Origin of the sequence: Bathymodiolus platifrons methanotrophic gill symbiont (assembly GCF_002189065.1) — a bacterium.
In the GTDB taxonomy this organism is placed as follows: domain Bacteria; phylum Pseudomonadota; class Gammaproteobacteria; order Methylococcales; family Methylomonadaceae; genus Methyloprofundus.
This window is the reverse complement of record NZ_BDMN01000080.1, coordinates 1-19,935: the sequence shown is the minus strand read 5'-3', so window position 1 is coordinate 19,935 and position 19,935 is coordinate 1. Positions and strand designations below refer to the sequence as shown.

Annotated in this window: 21 protein-coding genes; 3 read left to right on the top strand and 18 right to left on the bottom strand. The window is 40.9% G+C overall.

The features are described from left to right. Positions 1-35: 35 nt before the first annotated feature. From CDZ78_RS05275 to CDZ78_RS05195, 17 genes are all read right to left on the bottom strand, one after another. Positions 36-317, bottom strand: coding sequence for a type II toxin-antitoxin system RelE/ParE family toxin (locus tag CDZ78_RS05275; protein WP_087869060.1), 282 nt, complete (start codon positions 315-317; stop codon positions 36-38). Further along, positions 314-541: an addiction module protein gene (locus CDZ78_RS05270; protein ID WP_087869059.1), complete on the bottom strand. Its 228-nt coding sequence runs from the start codon at positions 539-541 to the stop codon at positions 314-316. The genes CDZ78_RS05275 and CDZ78_RS05270 overlap by 4 nt, the downstream gene beginning before the upstream one ends. 476 nt (positions 542-1,017) lie before the next feature. Further along, positions 1,018-1,524 (bottom strand): hypothetical protein, encoded by a 507-nt coding sequence (locus CDZ78_RS05265; RefSeq protein ID WP_140413892.1) that lies wholly within the window; start codon positions 1,522-1,524, stop codon positions 1,018-1,020. Between the two features lie 112 nt (positions 1,525-1,636). Continuing rightward, complete coding sequence (der, locus tag CDZ78_RS05260; protein ID WP_087869057.1) at positions 1,637-3,067, bottom strand: ribosome biogenesis GTPase Der; 1,431 nt, start codon at positions 3,065-3,067, stop codon at positions 1,637-1,639. Positions 3,068-3,245: 178 nt separating this feature from the next. Next, complete coding sequence (gene bamB / locus CDZ78_RS05255) at positions 3,246-4,427, bottom strand: outer membrane protein assembly factor BamB (RefSeq protein ID WP_087869056.1); 1,182 nt, start codon at positions 4,425-4,427, stop codon at positions 3,246-3,248. An 81-nt stretch (positions 4,428-4,508) separates the two neighbouring features. Next, positions 4,509-5,156: a YfgM family protein gene (locus CDZ78_RS05250; RefSeq protein WP_087869055.1), complete on the bottom strand. Its 648-nt coding sequence runs from the start codon at positions 5,154-5,156 to the stop codon at positions 4,509-4,511. Positions 5,157-5,189: 33 nt separating this feature from the next. After that, positions 5,190-6,455 carry a histidine--tRNA ligase gene (gene hisS / locus CDZ78_RS05245; protein ID WP_087869054.1) on the bottom strand — a complete coding sequence of 422 codons (1,266 nt, stop codon included), beginning with the start codon at positions 6,453-6,455 and terminating at the stop codon, positions 5,190-5,192. A 14-nt stretch (positions 6,456-6,469) separates the two neighbouring features. Beyond that, entirely contained in the window at positions 6,470-7,243 is a 774-nt protein-coding gene (locus CDZ78_RS05240) for a tetratricopeptide repeat protein (RefSeq protein WP_087869053.1), read from the bottom strand. After that, positions 7,233-8,348 (bottom strand): dual-specificity RNA methyltransferase RlmN, encoded by a 1,116-nt coding sequence (gene rlmN, locus CDZ78_RS05235; protein ID WP_087869052.1) that lies wholly within the window; start codon positions 8,346-8,348, stop codon positions 7,233-7,235. The genes CDZ78_RS05240 and rlmN overlap by 11 nt, the downstream gene beginning before the upstream one ends. Then, a complete protein-coding gene (ndk, locus tag CDZ78_RS05230; protein ID WP_087869114.1) occupies positions 8,320-8,751 on the bottom strand; it encodes a nucleoside-diphosphate kinase in 432 nt (143 codons plus the stop codon). Before ndk ends, rlmN begins: the two co-directional genes overlap by 29 nt. A gap of 266 nt (positions 8,752-9,017) precedes the next feature. Beyond that, complete coding sequence (gene secF / locus CDZ78_RS05225; RefSeq protein ID WP_087869051.1) at positions 9,018-9,941, bottom strand: protein translocase subunit SecF; 924 nt, start codon at positions 9,939-9,941, stop codon at positions 9,018-9,020. 14 nt (positions 9,942-9,955) lie between these two features. Beyond that, positions 9,956-11,809: a protein translocase subunit SecD gene (gene secD, locus CDZ78_RS05220; RefSeq protein ID WP_087869050.1), complete on the bottom strand. Its 1,854-nt coding sequence runs from the start codon at positions 11,807-11,809 to the stop codon at positions 9,956-9,958. Positions 11,810-11,944: 135 nt separating this feature from the next. Then, positions 11,945-12,295, bottom strand: coding sequence for a preprotein translocase subunit YajC (gene yajC / locus CDZ78_RS05215; protein WP_087869049.1), 351 nt, complete (start codon positions 12,293-12,295; stop codon positions 11,945-11,947). Positions 12,296-12,421: 126 nt separating this feature from the next. Next, complete coding sequence (gene tgt, locus CDZ78_RS05210) at positions 12,422-13,534, bottom strand: tRNA guanosine(34) transglycosylase Tgt (protein WP_087869048.1); 1,113 nt, start codon at positions 13,532-13,534, stop codon at positions 12,422-12,424. Positions 13,535-13,987: 453 nt separating this feature from the next. Then, complete coding sequence (locus CDZ78_RS05205) at positions 13,988-14,464, bottom strand: DUF2066 domain-containing protein (RefSeq protein ID WP_148900410.1); 477 nt, start codon at positions 14,462-14,464, stop codon at positions 13,988-13,990. An 82-nt stretch (positions 14,465-14,546) separates the two neighbouring features. Further along, complete coding sequence (locus tag CDZ78_RS05200; protein WP_087869046.1) at positions 14,547-15,845, bottom strand: transposase; 1,299 nt, start codon at positions 15,843-15,845, stop codon at positions 14,547-14,549. 214 nt (positions 15,846-16,059) lie between these two features. Continuing rightward, entirely contained in the window at positions 16,060-16,332 is a 273-nt protein-coding gene (locus tag CDZ78_RS05195; protein ID WP_087869045.1) for a DUF8605 domain-containing protein, read from the bottom strand. Between the two features lie 64 nt (positions 16,333-16,396). Here CDZ78_RS05195 and purM point away from each other — a divergent pair, with 64 nt between their 5' ends. The 3 genes from purM to CDZ78_RS05175 all read left to right on the top strand — a co-directional run bounded on the left by purM (position 16,397) and on the right by CDZ78_RS05175 (position 19,783). Next, positions 16,397-17,440 (top strand): phosphoribosylformylglycinamidine cyclo-ligase, encoded by a 1,044-nt coding sequence (gene purM / locus CDZ78_RS05190; protein WP_087869044.1) that lies wholly within the window; start codon positions 16,397-16,399, stop codon positions 17,438-17,440. A gap of 126 nt (positions 17,441-17,566) precedes the next feature. Continuing rightward, positions 17,567-18,544, top strand: coding sequence for a Tim44 domain-containing protein (locus tag CDZ78_RS05185; protein WP_087869043.1), 978 nt, complete (start codon positions 17,567-17,569; stop codon positions 18,542-18,544). A 342-nt stretch (positions 18,545-18,886) separates the two neighbouring features. After that, positions 18,887-19,783 carry a hypothetical protein gene (locus CDZ78_RS05175; RefSeq protein ID WP_087869042.1) on the top strand — a complete coding sequence of 299 codons (897 nt, stop codon included), beginning with the start codon at positions 18,887-18,889 and terminating at the stop codon, positions 19,781-19,783. Here the strand turns inward: CDZ78_RS05175 and CDZ78_RS05170 are convergent. Beyond that, positions 19,769-19,935: transposase (locus CDZ78_RS05170; protein WP_140413891.1), on the bottom strand; the 167-nt coding region annotated here is incomplete at its 5' end. The genes CDZ78_RS05175 and CDZ78_RS05170 overlap by 15 nt on opposite strands.

The following is a 19,935-nucleotide window of genomic DNA, read 5'->3' as shown; positions in this document are numbered from 1 at the left end:
GACTGGAAAATATTTGAATACATGACATATACTGGTTATGGCTTCTTTTCAGGATCTTGCCTATTGTCAAAAACTGAGTGCACCACAATCCCCGTATCTTCAACTGTATAAAATACTGAGAAAGGAAAACGTCTGATTACGCACCCTCTATATGTGGAGTAATAGGTTTTATACATTTCTGGATTCTCCAGTATTGATTTTACTGCACCTTCCACACAATCCAGAAACTCAAACCCTAACCCTCTCCTTTGCCTTTCATACCATGAAAAGGCAATTTCCACATCACCCTTTGCTCTATCCGTGTAGCTTAGTTTCATTTATATTTTTCGCGCAAATCATTGTGGACATCGTCCCAATTATGAAGCTTCAGCTTGCCTTGTTTATATTCTTCATATCGTCTATCTAGCTCTCGCTTTTGCCACATAGACATAGGAATTTCTGAATTATTAGCAGCAATCGAATCCCATATATCTTCGACGAGAAGAAGTTTTTCAGATAACCCCAGTTTGCTAACTGCATTTTTTATTTGTTCTGGTCTCACTTGATAACCTCAATAGTGCTGCTTAAATATATGCCTTAAATTGTAGCTAACTTAAAAATATATAAAGCATTATTTGTCAGGCTGGCAGACTGCTTGATTTGCATATACAACTCTTAGTTAAGACTTAATTAACCCAAAATCTTAAGCAGTGTAAATACAAATGCAACAATGGCAACCACCCATGTAATTTTGCTAAGTAAAAACAAAAGAACTCCAGAAATTGTTGCAAATGCCCATATTACCACTGGCCATAAAAAAAAGTACCCCAGAATGCACAGGATAATGATAGCTAAGAGTTGTAACATAACAAAAAACCTCGTTCTGCTTAATAGGGCACCTCTACCAGATAAATTGGTTTTACATAGTCCATATTAAATAGCCTGATGTTCTTATGATGCCGAACACAATGTTTTATCAGAAAATTAGCAAAAGCAAGCTTAGTCTTTTAATCTGATTATTTGGTGAGTTACTTAGCATTACAACACTCTTCGACTAATAATGCTGCTGATTTTCTGCTTAGTTTGAACCTCTTCGAGAAAACCCAAATGTGGATTGTTAGCTTGTTCAATAATATAATCAATAACTGGTTTATCTTTAGAAACAAATTCTTCGATACATTGTAAGTAATTATTAGTTGAATAATACCTATTCCACCTTCTTTCGAGCCCGTATTTGTTGATACAGCTTACTTCAAACCCACCCAATTTTTTCATTATATTTTCAATCACAGGCTTTTTTGATGCATAAGCTTCTGAATTAGGAGTGTTAGATAGCTGAATAGAGCATGTATTCAAGGGCCTGCCTGATTGTGCCGTCAAATGTGCTTGAAAACAAATGTTTGAAGTCTTATTGAAACTGTCATGACCACTGTAAAAACCAATTAATAGATACTTATCGTTTCCAGGGAACCAATAGCCACGATCGAGCCTTCCATAATGATTGGTTTGTCTTGGCATAAAGTTAAACCCATTATGCTTTCCCATGTAATTCTCTAGAAATTGAAACAACTCATCATGAATTCTTTCTATCCGCCCTAAGCTCATACTTCTCCTTAACTATTTGTTAATAGTCATTAAATGACTCACAGAGGCATGTTTACGTATCTCGGTTTTTTCGTTTCAAAGCAATTTTCTTCTTTTTATGATGCTCCATTAAGCGCTTTTTCTTATGTAACTGACGGTCACTTAATTTATTTCTCACTTCTTTAAACGGATTTTTAGGTGATTTAAAAACAATCCTTATCGGTGTCCCTTCTAGCCTAAGTTTATTACGAAAATAATTAATTAAATAACGTTCATAAGCCGCCGGTAGTAAATCTGTTTGATTACCGTGCACAACAACAATAGGTGGATTTCGCCCGCCCTGGTGTGCATATTTTAATTTAATTCTCCGCCCATTGACCATTGACGGCTGATGTCCTGCAACAGCATCTTTTAAGATTTGTGTTAATACCGAGGTAGACATATCCACCATAGCTGCATCATACAACTTATGCACTACATCAAATAAAGTACCGACACCACTACCATGCAAGGCAGAAATTGGGTGCTTTTCAGCAAAATCTAAAAAAGGTAATTTAACATCAGTCTGTCGCTTAATCAGTTCTCGCTGATCAAAGTCCAGACCATCCCATTTATTAAATCCAATAATAAGCGCACGACCAGCATCCAGCACCATACCTAATAAATGCGCATCCTGATCGGTGATACCTTCACTGGCATCAATTAAATAAATCACTACATTCGCTTTTTCTACCGATTGCAATGCTTTAATAATACTGAACTTTTCAACAACCAACGTAACCTTTGCCCGGCGACGCATGCCAGCGGTATCGATCAAAGTATATTTTTTTCCATCACGCTCAAAGGGGATATAGACACTATCCCGTGTCGTACCTGGCTCATCGAAAACGACTACGCGTTCTTCACCCAACAGGCGATTAACCAGCGTCGACTTACCCACATTAGGCCGTCCAACAACGGCAATGGCTACACCCTGATCCAGCGCTTCAGCCTCGGGCTCCTCTATTTCCTCAGGTAACTCAGCACTGACTCGCTGCAATAATTCATTGACTCCGCGCCCATGTGTTGCTGCTATGGAAACAGGGTCTCCAATTCCTAAACGAAAAAAATCAGCACTAGCTATTTCTGCATTGATGCCATCTATTTTATTAGTTACCAGAACAACCGGTTTATCCAGTTTTCTCAGCATTACTGAAATAGCTTCATCTGCACTATTCAGGCCTTCGCGCGCATCGACTAAAAACAGGACGACATCCGCCTCTTCCAGAGCAAGCTGCACTTGCCTTTTAGCGACTGAATCAATACCCTCCACATCATCAGTGATACCTCCAGTATCGACCAATAAGTAGGGGGGGTCTCCCCGTTTTACACGCCCATATTTTCTATCTCGTGTTAGCCCGGGGTAATCAGCAACCAAAGCATCCCGTGTACGGGTTAAGTAATTAAATAAAGTTGATTTTCCTACATTAGGTCGTCCAACCAGAGCGATAACCGGTAATGTCATACAGATTCCGTATAGTAAAGCACCGAACTATAGCAAGTCCGATTATGCATAGACACAAAGTGGCCTACGATTTTATCTTGAGATTTGTGGTTTTGCAGAAACAGCCTAGAACCACGATATTTTTGTTATGGACCCTGCCTAAAGGTCACTACTACAAATAAAGTAACAAACTGATTATCTAAAACATTAATACTTTAACTGCCGCTAAAGTTCCGTCACTGGCATAAACATAAAGCATATCTTCAACCACAACAGGTGGAGCTACAATCGGCTCATCGGTGATTTCTATACGTCCTAGTAATCGCCCATCTGTTTTAGACAACCAGTGCAGGTAGCCTTCAAAATCACCGACAACTACATATTCTCCATAGATGGCAGGGACTGATAATCGACGCTGATGTAAATCAGTCTGCTTCCAGTATGAAGCACCATTACGCTGATCTAATTGCCAGACATCACTGCTTGCATCACTTAAATACAAATAGCTATAGTCCGCACTTAAACTATGATAGGCAGAGATAGATTCATTAACCCACAAAATCTCACCATCGATAGGCGTGACCGCATTAACTCCGCTTTTATAGCTACTGACAAAAACAATATCATCACTTAGAACTGGCGTACCATTGATGTCAGTAAGGCGATCTATTTCTGAACGACCTCGAGGAATAGCAATACTCGTTTCCCAGACGTGCGCACCATCAGCGGAATTAATACCAATCAACTTACCATTGGCATAACCAATAACCACCAGGTCCCCAACCACAACCGCAGCACCTTCACCTCTGACACTTAGAGCAGGAATACTATGTTGAATCGACCAGATTTCTTTACCGTCGGCCCTATTAAGTGCGACATCGTAGCCGTCAGCAGAACGAACGATCAGTTTATCAGCAACCACAACAGGCAGTGCCATCACTTCACTGGATAGCCGGTGCTTCCATACCGCTTCACCGGTACGGGTATTTAGTGCCAGGACATCTGCTTTACTAGTACCGACAAAAAGCAAATCACCATCAATAACCGGCCCGGCTGAAATAGGCAAATCTGTTTCAACTTCCCAGAATAATTCGCCATCGATCAGGCTTCTTGCCTGAATCAGGCCATCATGATCAGCTATAATAACCCTGCCTTCAGCAACTGCCGGCACTAGATTAAGCGCTAATTCATCAGTACCAACACCATCAGACTCATCCCATAAAACTTGCAGTTTTATTTCTGGCTGATATTCAGTTAGCTCCGCAGGAGGCTCTGAGTTATCCGAATCTTTGAATAAGTCACCCACTGCGTCACTCATATTGGTAAGAGTGGCACAACCCGACAGACCAAAAATAAATATTAAGGCTAAAATTCTTTGCATTTAAAAATCAGTATTTGCTTATAAGCTGCCTAGGCACCCAGTTTTACAGATGCCTGCATGGCATGGTGTGCAATGAATACTTTACTGAACTCCTGGAGTATCAGCACTAGTTAAATCATCTAACTTAAATTGTAATAATGGAGAGCTTTGGCCGGCTGTTAAAGCGGCCTGATAAGCAGTTCGTGCTTCACCTACACGCTCCATAGCTACATACAAATCACCTTTTAGTTCTTCATATACAGCTTCAAATCCACCTAGAGAAGACTGATCAACATCAGCAATAATCTGTAAGCCTGGCTCATATTCCTGTAATGCCAATAACACTCTTATTAAACGCGTACGCGCTACATGTTTTAATTCAGCGTCATCACTCGTTACCAGGGCCTTCTCTAATAGCTCTTTAACTGCATTTAAGTCCTGTTGCTCAACTTTCGCTTTTGCCTGAAATAATAATGCATAGCTAGCATAAGCTGTTGAACCATATGCATTATTCAATTTATTGGCAATCTTATCAACTGATTCAAGCTTATTCGCTTTTCCAGCCTTAATTAATTGCTCATATAATGACGAAGCACTGCTCATTTTATCTTGCTGATAACTTTGCCAAAAATTCCAGCCGCCAACAATGATAACAGCCATAACTATACCTGTAATAACTGATGTGCCATTAGCTTTCCACCAGTCTTTTAATGCTGCAACCTGTTCCTCTTCAGTATCGTAAATTTCCACTTTTTTACCTTTTAATAGTCGTTGTAATATGCTCTAGTCTTGTAATAATTCAATAAGCTGTGCACTGGAAACAGTACGTTGCTCTTCATCAGTACGTAAGAATTTAATGCTAATAGTATCATTAGAGACTTCATCTTCTGCAAGAATTAATGCGTAACGCGCCCCACTTTTGTCTGCTTTCTTAAACTGACTTTTAAAACTACCAGCGCCACAATGCATTTGCAATTTTAATCCTGGCACGCTATCTCTGATTTGCTCTGCCAGGATGATACCTGCACGCTGTGCAGATTCACCGACTAAAATCATATACGCATCAACGGTCTGACTATCCCCCAGGTCTTGTCGGTTTTCTAATAAAGCGAGAATACGTTCCATTCCCATGGCAAAACCAACGGCATGCCCAGGCTTACCACCCAGCTGCTCAATAAGGCTGTCATAGCGACCACCAGCACATATAGTACCTTGCGCACCTAATTCAGTGGTAACCCATTCAAATACGGTTTTACTATAATAATCCAGCCCTCGAACTAAACGTTTATTTACCGTATAACTAATGCCAAGCGCATCTAATCTATCTGTTAGCCCCTTAAAATGAGCTTTGCTTTCTGCTCCTAAGAATTCCATCAATTTCGGTGCTGCTTCAACCAAAGCCTGCATCTCTGGGTTTTTCGTATCTAGAATACGCAGCGGATTACTAAGCAAGCGACGCTGACTGTCTTCATCCAGCTGCTCTGAGTGTGCACTAAAATAATCTACCAGCTGCTCACGATAGCCCGCCCTCTCCTCTAGGGTACCGAGCGAATTCAACTGTAATTCGACACTGCCACTGATTCCCAGTCGCTGCCATAGCCGATGACTCAGTATTATTAATTCCGCATCAATATCAGCATCAGCCATGCCGTATGTTTCAACACCTAGCTGGACAAATTGACGATAACGCCCCTTTTGCGGGCGCTCGTAACGAAACATCTGACCAAAATACCAAAGCCTATGAGTCTGATTATGTAACAAGCCATGCTCTATACAAGCTCTGACACAACCAGCTGTTCCCTCAGGTCTTAACGTTAGTGAGTCACCATTTCTATCATCAAAGGTATACATTTCCTTTTCGACAATATCCGTCACTTCGCCAATCGAGCGTTTAAACAGCTCTGTTCTTTCAACGATAGGCAAGCGTATTTCTTTATACCCGTAAACACCTAACACGTCTCTTATGTGCTGTTCAACAAATTGCCAACGTGCGCTTTGCTCAGGTAGCACATCATGCATACCCCGGATTGCCTGAATATTCTTTGCCATAAATCTTAGTAGGATTAATTAATTTTTATTTTTTCTGCTGCATCTGAAAAAGGGTAGGCACGCTTTAATTCAAGTTGATATTGCTCAACAACATCATAGCTCTGCAATGCTGTTTCTATTTTAATCGCAAGCTCTAAACCATTCAGGGTTTTCCCAGCCGAGCTAAAGTAGCGTTCAATATAAGCCCTCGCTGACATCAACTCTCCCTGAGCATAACGAATTTTAGCTGTCTCATATAAAGCAAGCGAATAGCTTGCATCAATCTGCAAAGCCTTATAAAACTTAATTTCAGCCTGTTTTTGCTGGTCATTTTGTAAAAAATATAAACCAAGGTAACTATAAGCAACCCACTTTTTACGATAAAACGGCGCACTCACAACCCTGTTTAACTCAATTAAAGCTTCATCATGACGCTCTTGCTCATATAAGAAAACAGCATAAGCAGTGACTATATCAAGGTCTTTAGGGGCCAGTTTTAATGCTTTATCAAAATAGATCTGCGCTTGTTCAGGCTCATTACTACGCTGCTTAATTAAAGCAATAATCTGATAGGTAATCGCATTCTTATCATCCAGTTTTAATGATTCCTGCAAATTCTCCAGCGCATAATTATATTTCTCTAATTGATAATAGGCTAAACCTAGTTCAGTTAATGTTTGCGCTCGATCTTTAGCCGAGCGATCCAGCACTACCTTTTCTGGCGGGATGTATGCAATTTTCTCAGCTTCACCTGTAGCGCATGCTGTAACCAGCATTATCAACAATGGCCAGATTTTTTTAATTTTCATGCATCGCCTCCATACGCTTTAATTTCTCTGCTCGTCTACTTTTATCCTTTACTTTGCCGACTAGTTGGCCACAAGCAGCATCAATATCTTCACCACGGGTCTTGCGTACAGTGGTTACAATACCGGCTTTATATAATACATCTCTAAACCGTTCAATTACCTCAGGTGAAGAGCATTCATACTTCGTATCAGGGAACGGATTAAAGGGAATTAAATTCATTTTTGAAGGTACGTTCTTTAGTAACTTCACCAGAGCACGCGCATCAGCCTGCGAATCATTTACTCCATCTAACATGACGTATTCAAAAGTAATAAACCCTCTAGGAGAGGTGGCGATGTATTTTTTACAGGCTGCCATCAGCTCCTTTAATGGATATTTCTGATTAATCGGCACTAAAATATCTCGCAGCGCATCTGTAGGTGCGTGCAATGAAACCGCCATGCTAACATCACAAACCTCAGTCAATCGATGCATTGCTGGTACTACACCTGAAGTACTAATAGTCACTCTACGTTTAGAGAGACCAAAAGCAAAATCTTCAGTCATTAAATTCATCGCGGGCACAACATTATCAAAATTCAATAGGGGCTCACCCATGCCCATCATTACTACATTAGTCACCCGACCTTGCTCGCCAACACGCTCGTTGGCAGCAATTAACTGGCCAATAATTTCAGCAGTACTTAAATTGCGGTTAAAACCTTGCTGTGCAGTAGAGCAAAAAGTACAAGCCAGCGCACAACCCACTTGAGAAGAAACACATAAGGTCGCACGCTTCGCTTCGGGAATATAAACAGCTTCGACTTTATTGCCGCCACCCATTTCTACAACCCACTTACGCGTACCATCACTGGCAACTTGCTCAAAAATAATATCTGGCGCAACAATACAGCAATGCTCTTTTAAATAAGCCCGCAAAGACTTACTTAAATTGGTCATTAGATCAAAATCATACTCGCCTTCCTGATAAATCCACTTTATCAACTGAGTCGCACGAAAAGGCTTCTCTCCAATTTCAACAAAAAAGGCTTGCATGCCTTTTCTGTCAAAATTGAGTAGATTGATTTTTTCCTGTTTAACGGATACGTTCACAAAGCTCTTCATCAGAGAAGAAATATGCAATTTCTCTAGCCGCTGATTCAACTGCATCTGAACCATGTACCGCATTCTCATCAATGCTGGTTGCAAAATCCGCACGGATTGTACCTGCATCTGCTTCAGCAGGGTTAGTTGCTCCCATTAAGTCACGATTTTTTAATACCGCTCCTTCACCTTCCAGAACCTGAACCATAACTGGGCCAGAAGTCATAAAAGCAACTAGGTCATTAAAAAAAGGACGCTCACTATGCTCAGCATAAAAGCCTTCTGCTTTTTCTTTGCTTAATTGCATCATTTTCGCTGCAACAATACGTAAACCATTGCTTTCGAAGCGATTGTAAATTTCACCAATATGATTTTTTGCAACTGCATCAGGTTTTACGATAGAAAAAGTACGTTCTATTGCCATTTTTTTAAACTCCAAAAATAAATAAAAATATAAAATAAGTTGATGGCTACTTCCAGAAGCGCAACCATCTGTAATTTTTTGCACCTAAAGGCGGGCGAAAGAGACTGAGAAAGTATTCAACAAAATCCCCCTCCTTAGTTAAGGAGGGGTTAGGGGAGGTTGGATATATGTTTTTATACGCCCCCCTCATTCCCCCCTTCTCAAGGGGGGAGGCTAAAAGCATATACTTTCACAGGCTCTATAGCCGCGCCTACGTTGATTGAACCTTAAGGCATCATATCAACATCTTCACCTTCAATCTCAGGCTCCATCAAATCTTCTTTACTGACACCCAGAATCAACACTAAAGGACTGGCAACAAAAATAGATGAATAAGTTCCAATTACCACACCGATTATTAATGCAACCGCAAAATTATGAATAATCTCACCACCCAATAATGCCAACGCAACTAATACTAATAAAGTGGTTAATGAAGTCATTAAAGTACGGCTTAATGTCTGGTTTAACGAGGTATTCATCACTTGCTCTGGCGAGCCTTTACGCAACATCCTAAAGTTCTCACGAATTCGGTCATAAACAACAATGGTGTCGTTTAGGGAATAACCAATCACCGCTAAAACTGCCGCCAAAACAGTTAAATCAAATTCCAGCTGAAAAATCGAGAAAAAACCCAGAGTAATCATGACATCGTGCGCCAAGGCAGCAACCGAGCCCAAAGCAAATTTATACTCAAAGCGCCAGGCAACATAAATCAAGATACCAAACATAGAATACAACAGAGCCAGACCTCCATCTTCAGTCAACTCATCACCCACCTGAGGTCCAACAAATTCAACTCGACGCAAATCACCTTTCACTGCCATTGCGCTACTCGCGGCAGCTGCAACCTCGGTACTTAGCTGGGCATTACTTAAGCCCTCTCTTGGCTGTAAGCGAATCAGAACTTCTTGACTAGATCCAAAGTGCTGTACGCTAGCATCATCAAATCCCGCCGTTTCTAATGCAGCACGCATAACTTTAAGATCAACAGACTGCTTATAGCCAATTTCCACCAGAGTTCCCCCGGTGAAATCAATACCTAGCTTTAAGCTTTGTGCCGCCAAAGAAACAATAGCAATAATTAATAGCAAACCTGAAAGCATAGCCGCAAGTTTACGTTTACCTAAAAAATCAATTTGTTTTAACATGGTACTTCTCCTTCCTAAATAGACAGCTTGTCAATACGTTGACGAGCACCGTATATCCAGTTAATCACCATACGAGACCCTAAAATAGCAGTAAACATGGAAGTTAAAATTCCTATTGCCAGGGTAATTGCAAACCCTTTAATAGGACCAGTACCAAAACCGAACAAAACCAGTGCCACCAATAATGTCGTAATATTGGCATCAAAAATTGTGGCGAAAGCTTTTTCGTAACCTAGAAAAATACTCGTTTGCGGAGAGTTTCTATTTCTCAATTCTTCTTTAATACGCTCAAAAATTAACACATTCGCATCAACTGCCATACCGACAGTTAATACAATTCCGGCAATACCCGGCAAAGTTAAAGTTGCTTGCAGCATAGACAGAACAGCAACAATCACTACCAGGTTAAAGGTCAGCGCCAGATTAGCAATAAGGCCAAAGGTTTTATAATATACAGCCATAAAAACCAGTACGAGAACAAAACCAACCAATACCGATAACATTCCTTTATCAATATTGTCCTGACCCAGACTAGGACCTACTGTACGTTCTTCAACTATATCCACTGGTGCGGCTAACGCACCCGCTCTAAGTAATAAAGACAACTTACGAGCTTCTTGCGGACTATCCAGGCCTGTGGTTTGAAAGCGCTTACTAAAAGCATCACGAACGGTTGCAATACTAATCACTTCTTCAATTTTTTCTTTGTGACGTATTTTTTTCCCATTCACTATTTTTGTAGTGCTTTTCTGCTCAATAAAGACTACCGCCATAGGCTGGCCTATATTGTTTTTAGTGAATTTACCCATTTTCTTAGCGCCAATACCATTTAAGGTGATATTAACCGATGCCGAGCCGTTCTGATCCAGACCTGAAGAAGCATCAACAATCTGATCCCCGGTTATAATTACGCGTCTTTTCAATAGCACAGGTGCGTTAGTATCACGCTCATAGTAAAGCCTGGAACCAACAGGCACTCGTCCATCTAATGCATTTTGTACATCATGCTGGGTATCGACTTTACGATATTCCAGAGTCGCCGTGGTACCCAGTATTTCTTTAGCTTGCGCTGTATCTTGCACACCAGGTAACTGCACAACAATCCGGCTATCTCCTTGCTGTTGAATAACAGGCTCGGAAACACCTAATTCATTAACTCGATTACGTAAGGTAGTAATGTTTTGTGCCAAAGCAAATTTCTTGATTTCTCTAATTTCTTGCTCTGAAATACTTAAGAAGATCACTGGCTGAGTTTCGTCTACTTTCATATCCAGCTTACGAAATTCATCATCAACCAAGGCGATAGCCGCTTGCTTATCCTTGTCATTACGCAAAACAACCTTAACTGCGCCCTTATCAAAAGTAACCGATTTATAACGAATTTTAGCTGTACGTAACGCCATCCGAATATCGTTATTATATCGTTCCTCAGCCTGCTTTAATGCGGCCACCATATCTACTTCTAAAAGAAAATGCACCCCGCCCCGCAAGTCCAGCCCCAGATACATAGGCTCAGCACCTAATGAACGCAACCAATCAGGTGTTGCCGGCGCTAAATTTAAAGCGACTGTAAATTTTCCACCCAGGCTATTGCGCCATAAATCTGCAGCGCGCATCTGATCTTCAGTATTATTAAAGCGAGCTAAAATTTTACTGCCTTGTAATTCTATTGCTTTAGCTGTAATCCCGGCACTACTTAATGTGCTTTCAATATTCTCTAACTGTACGGCTGATATTTCTAAGCTATTGCCTGCTGATATTTGTACTGAAGGATCATCACCGAAAAGATTAGGTAATGAGTAAACTATCCCCAAGATCAGGACGGTGATGATCAATAGGTTTTTCCATAAAGGGAAATGGTTTTGCATGATAAGTCCAACAAGATAAATCAATGTCTGGTGCTATCTGCACCAATAAAGAATGAGCATACCCCGGTAATTAGCTACAGCCTATTCCTGGGTATACTCACTTATTCTAAGCCTACTTATAATCGCTTGAGCGATTTAAGATTTGCCCTTTTTCATTTGAACTTTATAAGTCCCTTTGGGCATTAAACTACCAATTTGATGGCGTTGCACTTGCAACACAACATTTGGAGACACCTCAACTTGCACAAAGTTTTCGTCAAGACTGATAACCTTGCCTAAAACGCCGCCTCCAGTAACAACTTCAGCCCCTGGCTGCATCTCTTCAAGCATTTTCTTATGCTCTTTAGTACGTTTGCCCTGAGGTCTTAGAAATAAAAAGTAGAAAAATACCAAAATACCTAGGGGAAATAACATCCCTTCCCAGCCAGGTTGTCCCGCTGCTGCTGGAGCAGCTTCTGCAATAGCATCAGAAATAAAAAAGCTCATGTTTTCCCCAATATCATCAATTATTTAGTAAAAAAGCTCTCTATTATGGCATATACTTAGCGCAGTCACCATTACGTATTTCTATCGGCTGTAATTAAAACTGAAGCGTTACTTGTAGAGCGGGCTTTATGTCGCTGGAACAGCCTTGCCCCGCAGCTCATAAAATGACTTAACATATTCTTCAAACACCTTACCCTCTATCGCCTCACGCACGTCCTGCATTAGTTTTAAATAATAATATAAGTTATGGATAGTATTCAGTCGTGCCCCCAAAATTTCGTGACACTTATCCAGATGACGCAAATAGGAACGTGAATAATTCTGACAGGTGTAACAGGCGCAGCTTTCATCCAGAGGCCTAGTATCAAGCTGATATTGGCTATTGCGAATTTTAATCACTCCCGTAGACGTAAAAATATGTCCATTGCGAGCATTACGGGTAGGCATCACGCAATCAAACATATCGATACCACGCCTAACCGCCTCAATTAAATCTTCAGGCGTACCAACACCCATTAAATAGCGTGGTTTATCAACTGGCAACTTAGAGTGCACAACATCCAGAGTTGCCATCATCTCATCTTTCGGTTCACCAACGGAAAGCCCGCCAATCGCATAACCATCAAAACCAATATCAATCAAGCCCGCAATTGACTCATGCCGCAAATGCTCGTACATCCCACCCTGCACAATACCAAATAAAGCCGACGCGTTATCTCCATGAGCTTTCTTGCTTCTTTCTGCCCAGCGCAGGGAAAGCCGCATCGAATCTGCCGCCTCCTGTACTGTTGCTGGGTACGGCGTACACTCATCAAAAATCATAACGATATCCGAGCCTAAATCACGCTGTACCTGCATAGATTCTTCAGGTCCCATAAAAATTTTACGGCCATCAATAGGTGACTTAAAGGTAACACCTGCTTCCGTTATCTTACGTAACTCACCCAGACTAAATACTTGAAAGCCACCAGAATCAGTAAGGATGGGACCATGCCAATTCATAAAATCATGTAAGTCACCATGCGCCTTAATAACCTCGGTCGTAGGGCGTAGCATCAAGTGAAAAGTATTACCTAATATAATCTGCGCACCAATACCTGTGAGCTCATCTGGGGTCAGTGATTTAACCGTTCCATAAGTTCCAACAGGCATAAAAATAGGTGTTTCAATCACACCACGATCAAAAGTCAAACGCCCACGGCGCGCATAACCATCATTATTTAGTAAATCAAATTGCATGGGGAAAAAAATAAATTTAATTGTTTTCTCAGAATTGAGCGTTAATCCTGATTATTATCGCAGATAACAAAGAGGTATCAAGGTGCAAGCAGCAAACCCTACTAACAATGTAGTGACCTATCTTTCCAGTAGGCGCACTGAATAACGCTTGTAAGCCCTCACTTATCCCGCCCTGTCCGATTGAATATCTTTCATCAAAATACCCTGCCGACCACTAAAATAGCTACTTAAATTTGCCTGAGTGTAGCCGAAAAGAAAGAGGATTTACATACTCACATATTCACTGGCAAATCTTCAATTCTGTGCCTACTCAGCCTTTAGGAGCGAGGATTTAATAATACCCGAAAGTATGACGCAGGATTTTTGCTTCACAGGTGCATTAGGAAAATAGGCGCATAGCAAGCTACGCAACTATTTTTCTAGTGCGTCTGTGGGGCAAAAAGACAAGTCAGATTAGGGTATTATTGAATCCTCGTTCCTTAGCGCATAAAAAACAGACAAATATTCATAGACTCCTTGTAACGCATTATTTAAATTTGTCTTTAAGTCTGTACAGGAAACAGTCCACCGCTCAATTTTATTATTAAAATGCAAAGCCCACTCTGAACTCCAACAAGTACGTTTCTTAACAAGCTTTCCGGATAATATTGTTGCAACATCATAGCGCGATGAAGCCTCTAGAATTTTATCCGGCTTAGCGGCTAATATATCTATAACTGATATTGCCTGCTTTTCCTCCAGATCCATCAATGGCAACAATAACGGAATTCCTTTGGCCATAGCCGCATCCTGTATTGCCTTCTCAACCTTAGCATTCCGATCAATATCCAGAAAAGCCTGCTTACCTTTTTGCTCAATAACCAGCCATAGTAGAATTTTAGCCCGATTTACATCCCATACAGCTAACCCACTACTATTCAATACATCCATTAAGGTGCTCTTATTAAAGCTAACAAGCAAACGATATGATAAGTCTTTTTTTCTATCATCAGAAATACTTACATATTGATCATCAGTGTTCCCCTATCTGATTCACCCTCGGAACTAATTTAGCAACAAGCGCATTGATAAAGCTACTCAGCGACTTTCCTGTCATTATTGCGTTTTGAACAGCCCGAATAGTATATGAGCTTATACGTGCGATTCTTTCATTAAAAAATAATGGATTCACAAATCCTCCCCTTTTTTTAGCTGCTTGCTGCCTTTTCTCAAGATCTTCGGTGTACTTTTTATCAGAAGGGTGAATCAACTCTGGATCTTGTATTTTAGAAAGCTCTTCGACCGTGCGTAATAAGTTGTAGCTCATTGCTGTCAGCCGCATCTGGTTCTTGAGTGAGTTATTATCAGAAGACCATGCTTTTGTTTCTTTCAAATTACTTTTACTGTTATTGAATGCTTTCTCAATCGTCCAGCGCTTGAAGTACAGCATGGCAATCGTTCCAGGGTTGATTGAGCCAGGTAAGGTCGTTATAAAGCGGTGAAGTTTTTTTGTTTCGGGATCGCGATAATTGACAATGCTAAACCTGATACCGTTGTTTTCATAAGTGCTGTAACTTTCAATCCCCGTGTTAAGTTCATGGCTGGTATCGAAATGAATTGATTCAACAAAAGTGGCGACTGAATTCTCCTTTAAAACTGAAATCATCAAATTCCCATGCTCTATTTGGTTATTCCAGAAAGCATAATCAGTGACCGCTTTATCATAGACGTAGAGGCACTTTTGGGTGCTGTTTTTTGTTCTGTTTTCTCTCTTGAGTTCGTCGCGCAGCACGGGGATTTCCTGATGCCGCCGGGTTCCATTTGTAATAAGCGAAAAAGGTCTGAGCAAACCATTTCTGAGATTTAAAGTGTAGATAAACCCTGCTGCGTAGACTTTTCCATTCTTTCCTTTTTCTGTATGACAGGCATGATCAATAAAGTGCCCATCAGCCGCCAATACGGTATAGTCATTCAGTTCAGGAAATGACTTTAGATAATCAATACCGTGCGATGACAGAGTTTCACTGTAAATGTCATAGCTTTGTTGTTCAACAGCTTCGAGCATTCTCACTCGTCTAGGTGACTTGAGTGATTTAAAATAGGTTGAAAGAGGGCATTGCTCCTCATGAACCTCTTCTGCTGCCTGTAAAAAATGGCGACCACTATCCACCAAACTGATGCAACGTAACATCCCAAGACGAATAAAGCCAATATCGTTTAGTCCTGGGCATGCTCGCTTCCACAAAGGGTAACGTTCTGCTGATACGGCATTGTCCATGCTCTTATTGCAGTGATCAAAAATAAAGGCATTCAGTGTCTGGGATTCGTACATGAGAGTTTCCGATTATAAGGTTTATAAAACGGAAAATTATAAAAAAATGTTTTTCGTAATTGCAAGCTTTATTTTAGGTTTTTTGTTGTTTTTCCATGTGCTTATCCTGCGAAGAATTTTTAGGATTGATTAAAAATCTGGGAGTAGGACAAGATAATCGCATACCGCCTCTAAAATAAGGCATACTCTCTAAGTTTCTTAGCTATTGTTGCTTTCAATGGAAACACTGATGATATTGATACTGATCCACATAGGAAGCAGCATTGTCCAGCACTGATTTTACTGCTGGTTGCTGGGCAAACTTTTTACCCTTAATCAATCGACTGACGACGATCACTAACGCTTCACGTATAGCAACATTTCTATCTTCACGTGATTGACTATGCACACCAACCTGCGCAGTAAATAGCCCTTCCACCTCTACCGCGGCAACACATTGCGTAATGAATAAGCAACAAAACCATAAAAACCTCGTATGCAATTTCATATCCTCTGTTTGTCTTGTACAATAAGCATAACTATAATTTAATTTGATCAGTAAGAGAACACTTGTGAGCGAACATAAAGCAGAGAGTTTAAACTATAAAGATGCAGGCGTAGATATAGAAGCAGGCAATACGCTTGTTGAACGCATTAAACCCATTGCTGCAAAAACCCGGACTGCTGGCGTTATGTCTGGTTTGGGCGGATTTGGTTCAATGTTCGAACTACCACTGGATCGTTATAAACAGCCTATTCTGGTCTCAGGTACTGATGGGGTAGGCACAAAATTAAAACTCGCTATTGATTTAAATCAGCACAACACAGTTGGCATAGATCTAGTAGGCATGTGCGTTAACGACATTATCGTACAAGGCGCTGAATCTCTATTTTTTCTAGATTATTTCGCTACCGGCAAATTAGATGTTGATACCGCTACTTCAGTTATCGAGGGCATTGGTAAAGGTTGTGAGCTTGCGGGAGCAGCATTAGTCGGCGGTGAAACTGCTGAAATGCCAGGCATGTATGCTGATGGCGAATACGATCTTGCCGGCTTCTGTGTCGGTATCGTAGAAAAAGAAGCGATTATTGATGGCAGCAAAGTATCCGCAGGCGATAAACTGATTGGCATTGCGTCCTCGGGACCACACTCGAATGGTTACTCATTAATTCGTAAGATTATTGAACGCAGCAATATCCCACTAACTAATACGCTAGCCGGAAAACCACTGGCAGAGCACTTACTCGAACCTACCCGTATATACGTTAAACCACTATTACATCTAATCAATAAAGTGCCCGTACATGCTATGGCACATATTACTGGCGGAGGAATTACCGAAAACCTTCCTCGCGTACTACCAGAAGGTTTAAGCGCCAGCATTGACCTGAACTCCTGGACGCTGCCGGCAATTTTTCAATGGTTGCAAGAACAAGGCAATGTCACACAGGCTAATATGCTGACTACTTTTAACTGCGGTATCGGCATGATTGTCTGCATTGCCGCAGAAGATGAAGCAGCAACGATAGCCACACTAAAAGAACAAGGCGAAACTGCTTTTAGCATCGGTGAGATCGTTAGCACACCCGGAAAAACACAAGTCGATTATTGCTGAACGTAGAGCGGACTTTAGTCCGCTCTACATCAAAAAAACTATATATCTATTTAGATGAATGCGGCTCTAGTTTTTTTAATATTCAACCTCATATTAAAAGTAACCTATTCAAACCCATGACTCATTATGAATAAACTATCTAGCTTGTTTTTAACAATTATCATTACTGCAACCCTAAGCTTTGCAGGCATTTCCGATGCTGAAGCCAAACGCTTTGGCGGTGCTCGTTCATTCGGCAGTACGTCAAAATACAGCAAGTCCTATAACCGAAAAGCATCAAAACCCACTCAAAGAACAGCAAGCCAGCAACAAGCCTATAGTAAAAACCAGTCAGCTCGGCAAACCATGTCCAAGCGTGGCGGATTAATGGGCTTACTCGGAGGCTTAGCTCTTGGGGGATTATTAGGTTCACTATTTTTTGGTGGTGCCTTTGAAAACTTTAATTTTATGGATATCCTGATATTCGGTGGTATTGCCTATCTTTTATTTAAATTATTTGCCGCTAAAGCTGCCAGATCCACAAGAAGCACCGCATATAACCGCAATAATTATGCTAAAAACTCACAGCCAGAACCGCTGACTAGCAATTATCAACGCTCAAATAGCTCAGCGTCTAATAGCGCTGCAGGCTTTGACACTGACATATTTTCTAACAAAGGCAAACAATCTAATTTTGAAGCAGCTGATAATACAGTAGAAGAAAAGCTGATCGAAGATGCAATCGTATTACCTCAGGGCTTCGATGAGCAAGACTTTCTGGAGGGTGCAAAAGGTGCCTTTAAGATGCTACAAACAGCCAGGGATACAAGAGACCTGACTGAAATTCGTGGCCTAACAACTGATAAAGTATTTGCTGAAATCCAAGCGCAATTGAAAGATTCAGCTACTGAAAACCATACCGATGTTTTAAAAATTGAAGCCGAACTACTCGAAATACGGGAAATAGGCAATGAATTAGAAGCTGTGGTCTTATTCGATACGCTTATGCGTGAAAATATCAGCGCACAACCTGAACAAGTGCGTGAAGTGTGGACCTTTATCAAGTCAAAAAACAGCAAGCAAGTAAAATGGTATCTAGATGGCTTACAACAGCTAGAAGATTAGCCGATAGCAGGAGGGGCTTTAGCCGCGACAACTTTCTTTGTGACTACAACCCCTCCTACCTTTCCTCTTAAGTACAATGCAGCGAGTCAATGCTCGTGCCCTATAGACTATATGAAACAAGAACTTCGCGAATTTATTTTTAACGAACTTATTTTTGTCGCAGAACCTGAAAAAATTTCAGATGCTGACGACTTATTAGAGGCCGGAACTATCGTACCCCTAATACGCGAACTAATACGTATATCTTCTCTTCAAAAATATTACCCTGCCCGACTCTGAAATTGACCCCGATAATGTCAATTCATTTAATGCCCTGGAGAAGTGGATACTCCACCACAAAGCATGAACACAGCCACAGATGACATTATCCAGATACTTAATCCTTCTGATTGCTTTACCCTGGCAATGGACGAGGAAATACGCCAGGAAAACATGCCGGGCAGTCAATGTGGTTTCGCTTTAGAGCTTACTAACGCTCCTGATATTAAAGCAATCGAGCAACGCATTAATGAATTTAGCCAACGCTTTCCACTATCGTTTGCCAGCTTACAGCAACGTGGCAAACGTTTTTTCTGGTGCCAGCGCGAGCAGCCATTTCCTTTATTTCATTTACATCAAGCTACCGACACCGCAAGCGAAGAAGAGTTTCACAAACAAACCGTACTCCAGCTCCTTAATCACAAACAGGCACGAGAGACAGTGCCCCCTATAGAATTCCACCTTATTCAAAGCGCCAGCAAAAACACCTTTCTGATGCGCTGGATCCATCCCTTTTGTGATGCCAAAGGGGCGGACTTAATTTTAAAATATCTTTGTACTAACGATGCAGAACAGCGACTTAAGTTTGATCTACCTAAACTGGAGCCATTAGTAATTACCCAGTTAGGTAAATATAAATGGTGGCAAAAAATAGCCATGTTTATTAAAGCCAAACGTCATATTACCCAACTAGACACGTTACAAAGCATTATCCATGCGGACACCAGCAAAGCGCCTGAACGATTAAACTTCCACACTTATACACTGAGTTCCGAACAGACCCAGACAATTAATCAACATGTGCGCCAGCAAGTTGGCCTAACAGCAAGTAGTTTATATTATGTCGGCTGTTTTATGCGCGCATTGCATCGCATGAATCCTGAGCAAACTGGTGATGTCTATTGCGCACCCTACGCATTCAATTTACGTAGAAATAAAGCCCTAAGCCGGTTATTAAGCAAGGCTCTATGTGAATCCTAGTGGGTAGTCGAATTTTAACTTACCACAAAGAAAGTAAATCATATTGATAAAATTATTAATATTGCGATAACCTCTTGCTCGTCGTTTGGCCAGTTGGACCTTGCTATTAATTCCCTCAAGAATTCCATTTGTAATCTTTGTTTCAACGAAAT